Below are 9885 nucleotides of genomic sequence, written 5' to 3'. Positions count from 1 at the left end.
TCTTGCTTCTCCTCGCGGCGCCGTGCGAATTTCACCCGCACATCGCCTCAGTTTCTTTTTTGCCGTCATCCAAACAAAAGTCGGAATGACAGGATTGTCAGTTCAAGCGTTCATACGCACACCTGATTCGCCCTGAAAAATCGGCCGGCTACGCGGCCTCGGCCTGTCTCGCCGCCATGATCAGCGCCGACGCCTGTTTTTCGTCGATGCCGTCGATCGCCAGCTCGACCAGTTCATCGGTCGCCAAGTCCGCCAGATCCTGACGCGTGACGATCTTGTGCTGCGCGAGCGTGAATGCGGTCGCCTCGTCCATGCCCGGCACGCCGAGCAGGTCATCCGCCGGCTTGTGGTCGTCGATGTCCTCTTCGACCGCGAGCGCGTCGGTGAGCAGCGCATCGCGCGCACGCGCACGCAGCTCTTCGACGATGTCCTCGTCGAAACCTTCGATGCCGAGCAGCTCGGCGGTCGGCACGTAGGCGATTTCCTCGACCGTGCTGAAGCCTTCCTGGACGAGGATCGCGGCGATTTCCGCATCGACCTCGAGCTTCTGCTGGAACAGTTCGCGCGCCGCGACCTGCTCGGCCTCGGACTTCGCCGCGACCTGGTCCTGGGTCATCACGTTGAGCTGCCAGCCCGAAAGCTTGGAGGCGAGGCGCACGTTCTGGCCGCCGCGGCCGATCGCCTGCGAGAGCTTGTCCTCGGCGACGGCGATGTCCATCGAATGCTTGTCTTCGTCGACGATGATCGACTGCACCTCGGCCGGCGCCATCGCGTTGATCACGAACTGCGCGGCGTTCTCGTTCCACAGCACGATGTCGATGCGCTCGCCGTTCAGTTCGTTCGACACCGCCTGCACGCGCGAACCGCGCATGCCGATGCAGGCGCCGATCGGGTCGGTGCGATGGTCGTGCGCGATCACGGCGATCTTGGCGCGGTCGCCGGCGTCGCGCGCTGCCGCGCGGATCTCGACGAGACCCTGGCCGACTTCCGGCACCTCGAGCTTGAACAGCTCGATCATGAATTCCGGCGCCGTGCGCGAAACGAACAACTGCGGGCCGCGCTGCTCGGCGCGCACTTCGTACAGATAGCCGCGCACGCGGTCGCCTGCGCGCACCGCTTCGCGCGGGATCGCCTTGTCGCGCGCGATGTAGGCCTCGGCATTGCCGCCGAGGTCGAGATAGATCGAGCCGCGCTCGACGCGCTTGACCACGCCGGTGACGAGTTCGCCGACGCGATCCTTGAACGCGGACACGACGAGTGCACGTTCGGCTTCGCGCACGTGCTGCACGATGACCTGTTTGGCAGCCTGCGCCGAGATGCGGCCGAAGTCGGGGTTCTCGATCTTCTCCTCGATGAAGTCGCCGATCTGCGCGTCGGCCTTCACGTCAACGGCGTCCATCAGGCGCAACTGGCGATCGGGCGACTCCATCACCACGTCGTCGGCGACCACTTCCCAGCGGCGGAAGGTTTCATACTCGCCGCTGTGGCGATCGATCGACACGCGCGCGGCGACATCCTCGTTCGGATAACGCTTCTTCGCCGCGGAGGCGAGCGCCGCCTCGAGCGCGTGAAAGATCACGTCGCGTTCGACGCCTTTTTCGTTGGCCACTGCATCGGCCACCAGCAACATTTCTTTGCTCATCTCAAATTCTCCAGAACCCGTTCCGCAGGCTCATCTCTTTGCTCGTCATTTTCGGCGAAAGCCGGAATCCAGCACTTCGCTCTTCAATTCTTTCTACGAACTCAAATTCGTAGGTTCAAATCCTGCCCCCGCTACCAATTTTTGAATCTATATTGCGAACAGGAAGCTACTTTTTTCCTTTTTCCACTTTGCCGCCTTTTCCCGGCTTCTTCGGCTCGTCGAACCGCGGCACGAGCTTGGCCTTGTGCACGTTGCCGTGCGGGATGTTCACCGCGGCACCGTCCTGCTCGACCGTGATGATCTCGCCTTGCACCGCGAGGATGGGCCCCTGGAAACGGCGCCGGCCGTTGAGCGGCAAATTCAACTCGATCTTCGCGTCCTCGCCGACGAAACGCGCGAACTGCTCCGGTGTGTACAGCGGCCGGTCGAGTCCCGGTGAGGAGACTTCCAGCGTGTAGCGTCCGACGATCGGATCGTTCACATCGAACAGCGCCGACACCTGACGGCTCACCGCCTCGCAATCGTCCACGGTCACCGGCGCATCCGCGCGATCGATGTACACGCGCACCAGCGAATTGCCGTGCGACGGGCTGTACTCGACGCCGAGGCATTCCAGCCCCATGTCCACGATCGCGGGCGCCACCAGATTGGTCAGTTCCTCGTTACGCATGTTCGAATGGAAGCAATCTCTTTCCGTAGGGGTTCGACTTTCGCGCGCCTCGCGTGAAAACATCGATACGGTCGAACCCGGCTCTTCGGCGGCAATTTGCAAAACAGGCTCGATGAATCGAGCCCCTGCGACCGCGAAACAGCAAATTCCAGAAACAAAAAATGGGCCAAAGGCCCATTCCTTAGTCCGCCGTTTTGATCCAGAAACCGGCGAGTCGCATCCTGCGAAAATTGGTAGCGGGGGCAGGATTTGAACCTACGACCTTCGGGTTATGAGCCCGACGAGCTGCCAGACTGCTCCACCCCGCACCAGAGCCGCTATTCTAGTCTCAGGTGACGGTATTTTGCAAGAACGTTGCGTCTGTGCGGGCTTGAATCCGCTTCAACCCGCGCCCATGGCGCGGTAGCACCAGCTCAACAGCGGGCCGAAGAACAGACCGAGGAACAGCAGCGCGGCGCCGTTTATCGACAGCACCCAGCGCAGCGGGATGTCCTGCGGCAGCGCCAGTTCGCCCTTTTGCACCGGCGCATCGAAATACATGACCTTGATCACGCGCAGGTAGTAGAACGCGCCGACGATGGCGAAGACGATCGCGACGATCGCGAGCCAGAGCATGCCCGCATCGAGCGCGGCCTTGAGCACCATGAGCTTGGCGAAGAAGCCGAACAGCGGCGGGATGCCGGCGAGCGAGGCCATCACGAGCAGTACGACGAACGCGTACCAGGGGTTGCGCTGGTTGAGACCTTTGAAGTCGTCGATCTCCTCGGCTTCGAAGCCGACGCGTGCGAGCAGTTGGATCGAACCGAACGCTGCGGCTGACATGATCGCGTAGGCGATCGCGTAGAACATCGCTGCGGCGAATCCCGACGGCGTGCCGTTGGCGAGGCCGAGCAGCAGGAATCCGACATGCGAGATCGTCGAATACGCGAGCATGCGCTTGAGATTGGTCTGCGCGATCGCGACGACATTGCCGATCGCGAGCGAGAGCACCGCAAGCACCGCAAGCATTTCGCCCCAGTGCGGATGCAGGCCGCCGAGCGCGCCGTCGAGCAAGCGCCAGGCCATGCCGAACGCGGCGATCTTCGGCGCCGAGCCGATGAACGTGGTCACCGCGGTCGGCGAGCCCTGGTAGACATCCGGCAACCACATGTGGAACGGCGCTGCGCCGAACTTGAAGCCGATGCCGGCGACGAGGAAGACGAGGCCGAACGCAAGCAGCGTCTTGTTGTCGCCGACGCCGGACGAGACCAGCCCATGAATGCTGGTGATGTCGAGCGTGCCGGTTGCGCCGTAGATCATCGACATGCCGTAGAGCAGGATGCCCGAGGCGAGCGCGCCGAGGACGAAGTACTTCATCGCCGCCTCGGACGACAGCGGCGAATCACGGTTCAGCGCGACCAGCGCATACGAAGACAGCGTCAGCAGTTCGAGACCGACGTAGATCATGACCAGGCTGCCGGCCGAGACGAGCAGCATCATGCCGAGCGTGGCGAACAGCGCGAGCAGGTAGAACTCGCCGACATGAAGCTTGCGGTCTTTCAGGTAAGTGCGGGCGTAGACGAAAACGACGGCGACGACGAGCAGGATGAAGACCTTCAGCAGCCTTGCGACGGCATCGTGGACGAACATGCCGGAGAAACCGCGATCGGCCGGCCCGCGATCCGCAACGACAAGCGCCAGGGTAATCACGAGCGTGCCGATCGAAAGCCAGTGTGTTATGCCACGCTGAGTCGGCTTGATGAGGAGATCGACTGCGAGCACGGCGCAAGTCGCGAACAGCAGGAATGCTTCGGGCAGCAGGAGATAGAGATCGTGAAGACTGAAAGACATTTGATTATCCTGCTTTGACGATCAGCAGTTGATCGACGATGTGCTTGACCGAGGCGTCCATCAGATGGGTCAGCGGCTCGGGCCAGATGCCGAACAACAGCGTCATCGCGGCGAACGCGCCGAGCACGAGCGCCTCGCGTGCGTCGATGTCTTTCAACTTCGCTACGTGGTCGTTCGTCACGTCGCCCCAGATCACGCGCTTGACCAGCCAAAGCGTGTAGGCCGCGCCGATGATCAACGTGAACGCCGCGAGTGCGGCGATCCAGAAGTTCGACTGGAAGCTGGCGAGGATGACCATGAACTCGCCGACGAAGCCGCTCGTGCCCGGCAGGCCGCAGTTGGCCATCGCGAAGAAGACGACGAAGGCGGCGTACCACGGCATCGTGTTCACGACGCCGCCATAGTCCCTGATCATGCGCGTGTGCATGCGGTCGTAGATCACGCCGATGCACGAGAACATCGCGCCCGAGACGAAGCCGTGCGAAATCATCTGCACCATCGCGCCGGAGACGCCGAGGTAGGCCGCGTCCTTGTTGCCGCTCACGCGCACGAGGGCGAGTGCGATGAAGATGCCGAGCGTGACGAAGCCCATGTGCGACACGGATGAATACGCGATCAGCTTCTTCATGTCCTCCTGCACGAGGGCGACGAAACCGATATAGATGACCGCGATCAGCGACAACGCGATCAGCAGCCAGGCGAAATGCTGGCTCGCATCCGGCGTGATCGGCAGCGAGAAGCGCAGGAAACCGTAACCGCCGATCTTCAGCATGATCGCGGCCAGGATGACCGAACCGCCGGTCGGCGCCTCGACGTGCGCGTCGGGCAACCACGTATGCACCGGCCACATCGGCACCTTGACCGCGAACGCGATCAGGAAGGCGAAGAACAGCCACGACTGCTGGATCAGCGTGAGCTTGAGCGCGGCGAGCTGCGACAGTTCCCAACTGTTCGACTGAAGGTACAGCCAAATCAACCCGACCAGCATGAAGATCGAGCCGAAGAACGTGTAGAGGAAGAACTTCAAGGTCGCGTAGACGCGGCGCGGACCGCCCCAGATGCCGATGATGATGAACATCGGAATCAGCATGCCTTCGAAGAACACATAGAACAGCAGCGCGTCGAGCGCGCAGAACACGCCGACCATGAGGCCTTCGAGCACAAGGAACGCGGCGAGGTACTGATTGACCTTGTCGTGCACCGAGTCCCAGGCACCGAGGATGACGAGCACGGTAACGAAGGTCGTCAGCGCGATCAGCGCGACCGAGATGCCATCGACGCCGAGATGGTAGTTGGCGTTGATCGCGGCGATCCAGCGATGCTGCTCGATGAACTGCATCGTGCCAGCGACCGCATCGTAGCCGGTCAGCAGCGGAATGCTGGCGGCGAGAGCGGCGATTGCGACGCCAAGCGCCAGCCAGCGCGCCTGCTGCGCGCGATGCGTGCCGAGCGCGAGCACGGCGAAGCCGCCGGCGATCGGCAACCAGATCAGGATGCTCAACAACGATTGCATCATTCCATCATTCCCATTCTTTTTCTCTCATCTCGGCGCGGATTGCCGGGATGACGTTATTCAGTTCTTCGACTCAGCCGCGAACAACAAACCACAGTCCGCCGAGCAGGAACACGAGCCCGAGGATCATCGCGAACGCATAGGTATACAGATACCCCGTCTGCAGCCAACGCACTACTCCCGCCGTGCGAGCGACCGCGGCAGCGGAGCCGTCGATCAACACGTTGTCGATCACACCGACATCGCCACCCTTCCACAAGCCACGGCCGAGCACGACGCTGCCGCGCGCGAACACCGCCTGGTAAATCGGATCGAACCAGTATTTCTTGTCGAGCATGTTCCACAGCGGATACAGCGCGTTCTTGGTCCTGTCGGCTATGGCCGGATTGAACAAATAGATGTAGGTCGCGAGCAGGAAGCCGCCGAACGCGAGCCAGAACGGCGGCTGCATCAACCCATGCACAGCCATCGACAGCCAGCCCTGGAATTCATGTGCGCCCTCGCCTTCCGCGTGGGCGACGTGGATCGAGCTGCCGAAATAGTCCCCGTACAGCATAGCCCCGACCGTCAGCGCACCGATGACGATCGACGGCACGGCCAGCGCCATCAGCGGCCAGGTGACGACCGCTGGCGACTCGTGTGGCTCGTGCGCGAGATGACCGGGCTCGTGGTGTCCATGATCGTCGTGACCGTGCCCATGGCCATGATCGACGACGAAACGCTCCTTGCCGTGGAACGTGAGATACAGCAGACGGAAGCTGTAGAACGCGGTGACGAAGACGCCGAGCAGAACGCACCAATACGCATAGTGCTGCGCCAAACCGCCATGCTCCGAGGCTTCCTTGACCGCCTCGATGATCGCGTCCTTAGAGTAGAACCCGGCAAAGCCCGGCATGCCGGTCAACGCGAGCGTGCCGATCCACGCGGTGATGAACGTAATCGGCATGTACTTGCGCAGGCCGCCCATGTAACGCATGTCCTGCTCGTGGTGCATCGCGATGATGACCGAGCCGGCGCCGAGGAACAGCAGCGCCTTGAAGAACGCATGCGTCATCAGATGGAACACCGCGGCCGAGTACGCCGACACGCCGAGCGCCGCGGTCATGTAGCCGAGCTGCGACAGCGTCGAGTAGGCGACGACGCGCTTGATGTCATTTTGGACGATGCCAATGAGTCCCGTGAAGAATGCCGTGGTCGCTCCGATCACGAGCACGAACGTCAGCGCGGTCTCCGACAGCTCGAACAGCGGCGACATGCGCGCGACCATAAAGATGCCCGCAGTCACCATGGTGGCAGCGTGAATCAAGGCGGAGATCGGCGTCGGGCCTTCCATCGAGTCCGGCAGCCACACGTGCAGCGGCACCTGCGCCGACTTGCCCATCGCGCCGATGAACAGGCAGATGCAGATCACCGTCGCTGCCGACCACGGATCACCGGCGAAAATTTCGAGCGTCTTACCGCTCAGCGCCTCGGTGTGCGCGAATACGGTCGCATAATCGAGCGTGTGGAAGAAATACAGCACGCCGGCGATGCCGAGCAGGAAGCCGAAGTCGCCGACGCGATTGACGATGAACGCCTTCATGTTGGCGAACACCGCGGTCGGGCGCTTGAACCAGAAACCGATCAGCAGATACGAGACGAGGCCGACCGCTTCCCATCCAAAGAACAACTGCAGGAAGTTGTTGCTCATGACGAGCATCAGCATCGAGAAGGTGAACAGCGCGATGTAGCTGAAGAAGCGCTGGTAGCCGTCGTCCTCGGCCATGTAGCCGATCGTGTAGACATGCACCATCAGCGAGACGAAGGTGACGACGACCATCATCATCGCGGTCAGTCGATCGACGAGGAAACCGACGTGCGCGTCGATGCCGCCGACCTGGAACCAGGTGTAGAGATTCGCGTTGTACGTCTCCGCCTCGCCCCAGACGAGTTGATAGAGCACGTAGAACGACAGCACGCAGGACAGCGCGACGCCGGCGATTGTCACCGTGTGCGCGCCGACGCGGCCGACCTGGTTGCGGAAGATGCCGGCGACGACGGCGCCGAGCAGCGGCGCGAAGGCGATGACAAGCAGGATCGTTGGATTGAGACTCATGCCTATCAGCCTTTCATGCTATCGATTTCGCCGACGTTGATCGTCGCGCGGTTGCGGAACAGGGTGACGAGGATCGCCAAGCCGATCGCCGATTCCGCCGCCGCCACGGTCAGGATGAAGAACACGAATACTTGCCCGTCGACGTTGCCGAGAAAGCGCGAGAACGCTACGAAGTTCGTGTTGACCGCGAGCAGCATCAGCTCGATCGACATCAGCAGCACGATGAGGCTCTTGCGATTGATGAAGATGCCGGCGACCGAAATGCAGAACAGGATTGTGGCCAGCGCGATGTAGTGGGACAAAGTGATCATGGCGTCGAAGCTCCCTTGCTGACGCTTTCCATCTTGACGATGCGGATGCGCTCGCTCGCCTTGACCGCGACCTGCTTGGCCGGATTCTGCGATTTGACGCCGACGCGATGACGCAGGGTCAGCGTGACCGCTGCGATCAGCGCCACGGTCAGGATCACCGCGGCGACCTCGAACGGCAGCAGGAACTGGGTGAACAGCGCCTTGCCGAGCCACGCCGTGTTCGACGCACCGGCGGGATCGGCCGGCAGCGCCTGCGCCGACATCGCCTTGAGGCCGATCAGGCCGAGCATTTCCACGAGCATCACGACCGCGACGATCGCGCCGATCGGCAGGTAGCGCACGAAGCCTTCGCGCAGCGGCTCGACCTTGATGTCGAGCATCATCACCACGAACAGGAACAGCACCATGACCGCCCCGACGTAGACGAGCACGAGCGCGATCGCAAGGAATTCGGCCTGCAGCAGCAGCCACAGCGCGGCGGCGGTGAAGAACGTCAGCACGAGCAGCAGCGCCGCATGCACGGAGTTCTTCACCGTGATGACGCCGAGCGCGGCGACGGTCAGCACCGTGGCGAAAAGGTAGAACAGGATCAGTTCGAAACTCATGTGCGCCTCAACGATATGCCGCGTCTTGCGCGCGCGCCGCTGCAATTTCCTTCTCGAAGCGATCGCCGATCGCAAGCAGCTTGGGCTTGGTCACGATGTTTTCGCCGCGCTTCTCGAAGTGATATTCGTGGATGTTGGTCTCGACGATCGAATCAACCGGGCAGCTTTCCTCGCAGAAGCCGCAGTAGATGCACTTGAACAGATCGATGTCGTAGCGCGTCGTGCGGCGCGTGCCGTCGGCGCGCTGGTCGGAGTCGATCGTGATCGCCAGCGCCGGACACACCGCCTCGCACAGCTTGCAGGCAATGCAGCGCTCCTCGCCGTTCGGATAGCGACGCAGCGCGTGCAGGCCGCGGAAACGATTCGACTGCGGAATCTTTTCCATCGGATAGCGCATCGTGTACTTCGGCTTGAGCATGTACTTGCCGGTCAGCGCGAGGCCCTTGAGCAGCTCGAGCAGGAACAGGCTTTTGAAATAGCGAACGACAGCGGTCATCTTGATTACACCTTGCCCGGGCCGACGATATCGAAATAGACCAGGCAGCCCGCAACGAGCACCCAGACGATCGTGATCGGCACGAAGACTTTCCAACCCAGACGCATGATCTGGTCGTAGCGGTAGCGCGGGAACGCGGCGCGGAACCAGAGATAGAAGAACGCGAAGAAAAACGCCTTGGCGAACAGCCACCACCAGCCCGGTGCGCCGAGCAAGGGAACAGCCACCGGGAAGATCGAGTTCCAGCCGCCAAGGAACAGCACCGAGGCGAGGAACGAGATCAGGATCATGTTCGCGTATTCGGTGAGGAAGAACACCGCAAACGGCGCGCCCGAATACTCGACGTGGAAGCCGGCGACGATTTCCGACTCGCCCTCGGCGACGTCGAACGGCGCGCGGTTGGTCTCGGCAACGCCGGAAATGAAGTAGACCAGGAACAGTGGAAAAAGCGGCAGCCAGAATCCGTTGAGGATGCCCCAGTTGCCCGCTTGCGCGCGCACGATGTCGGACAGATTCGGGCCGGGACGGCCGTGCCCGCCCCTACCAGCGGCCCCATTCGCTCGTACAGTTCCCCGGCGTCCTTCGGCCTCTTCTCGCGCCGCAGCGACACGCAAGCCTCCACCAGCCGGCGGACCGGCTCCGGCGTGTCGAGTTCCTCTAGCGCCTCGCGGGCGTGGCCCGGTTCCAGTGCCAGGTCACCCGTCAGCAGGTGCAGCCACATCA

General features: G+C 62.2%; 8 protein-coding genes, 1 tRNA gene and 1 pseudogene. All 10 read right to left on the bottom strand.

The genetic code is table 11. The features are described 5' to 3' along the window. Nucleotides 1–148: 148 nt before the first annotated feature. The gene (gene nusA, locus VF497_RS04375) at nucleotides 149–1642 is read right to left on the bottom strand and encodes a transcription termination factor NusA (RefSeq protein ID WP_330886420.1); all 1494 of its coding nucleotides are present in this window, start codon (nucleotides 1640–1642) and stop codon (nucleotides 149–151) included. 166 nt (nucleotides 1643–1808) lie between these two features. Beyond that, nucleotides 1809–2312 carry a ribosome maturation factor RimP gene (rimP, locus tag VF497_RS04370; RefSeq protein ID WP_330886419.1) on the bottom strand — a complete coding sequence of 168 codons (504 nt, stop codon included), beginning with the start codon at nucleotides 2310–2312 and terminating at the stop codon, nucleotides 1809–1811. Between the two features lie 231 nt (nucleotides 2313–2543). Continuing rightward, a tRNA-Met gene (locus VF497_RS04365) sits at nucleotides 2544–2620 on the bottom strand. Nucleotides 2621–2693: 73 nt separating this feature from the next. Beyond that, a complete protein-coding gene (nuoN, locus tag VF497_RS04360; protein ID WP_330886418.1) occupies nucleotides 2694–4142 on the bottom strand; it encodes an NADH-quinone oxidoreductase subunit NuoN in 1449 nt (482 codons plus the stop codon). Between the two features lie 4 nt (nucleotides 4143–4146). Beyond that, nucleotides 4147–5658: an NADH-quinone oxidoreductase subunit M gene (locus VF497_RS04355; protein ID WP_414706839.1), complete on the bottom strand. Its 1512-nt coding sequence runs from the start codon at nucleotides 5656–5658 to the stop codon at nucleotides 4147–4149. A 70-nt stretch (nucleotides 5659–5728) separates the two neighbouring features. Next, nucleotides 5729–7750: an NADH-quinone oxidoreductase subunit L gene (nuoL, locus tag VF497_RS04350; protein WP_330886416.1), complete on the bottom strand. Its 2022-nt coding sequence runs from the start codon at nucleotides 7748–7750 to the stop codon at nucleotides 5729–5731. A gap of 5 nt (nucleotides 7751–7755) precedes the next feature. Continuing rightward, nucleotides 7756–8061 (bottom strand): NADH-quinone oxidoreductase subunit NuoK, encoded by a 306-nt coding sequence (gene nuoK / locus VF497_RS04345; RefSeq protein WP_330886415.1) that lies wholly within the window; start codon nucleotides 8059–8061, stop codon nucleotides 7756–7758. After that, nucleotides 8058–8666 (bottom strand): NADH-quinone oxidoreductase subunit J, encoded by a 609-nt coding sequence (locus tag VF497_RS04340; RefSeq protein ID WP_330886414.1) that lies wholly within the window; start codon nucleotides 8664–8666, stop codon nucleotides 8058–8060. Before VF497_RS04340 ends, nuoK begins: the two co-directional genes overlap by 4 nt. 7 nt (nucleotides 8667–8673) lie before the next feature. Beyond that, complete coding sequence (gene nuoI / locus VF497_RS04335; protein ID WP_330886413.1) at nucleotides 8674–9162, bottom strand: NADH-quinone oxidoreductase subunit NuoI; 489 nt, start codon at nucleotides 9160–9162, stop codon at nucleotides 8674–8676. 5 nt (nucleotides 9163–9167) lie between these two features. Next, nucleotides 9168–9677, bottom strand: a pseudogene (locus VF497_RS04330) (complex I subunit 1/NuoH family protein); the annotation flags it as partial. Nucleotides 9678–9885 lie beyond the last annotated feature (208 nt).

The sequence above is a fragment of the Rudaea sp. genome, assembly GCF_036383415.1.
Classification (GTDB): Bacteria; Pseudomonadota; Gammaproteobacteria; order Xanthomonadales; family Rhodanobacteraceae; genus Rudaea.
This window is presented reverse-complemented; position numbering and strand designations above follow the sequence as displayed.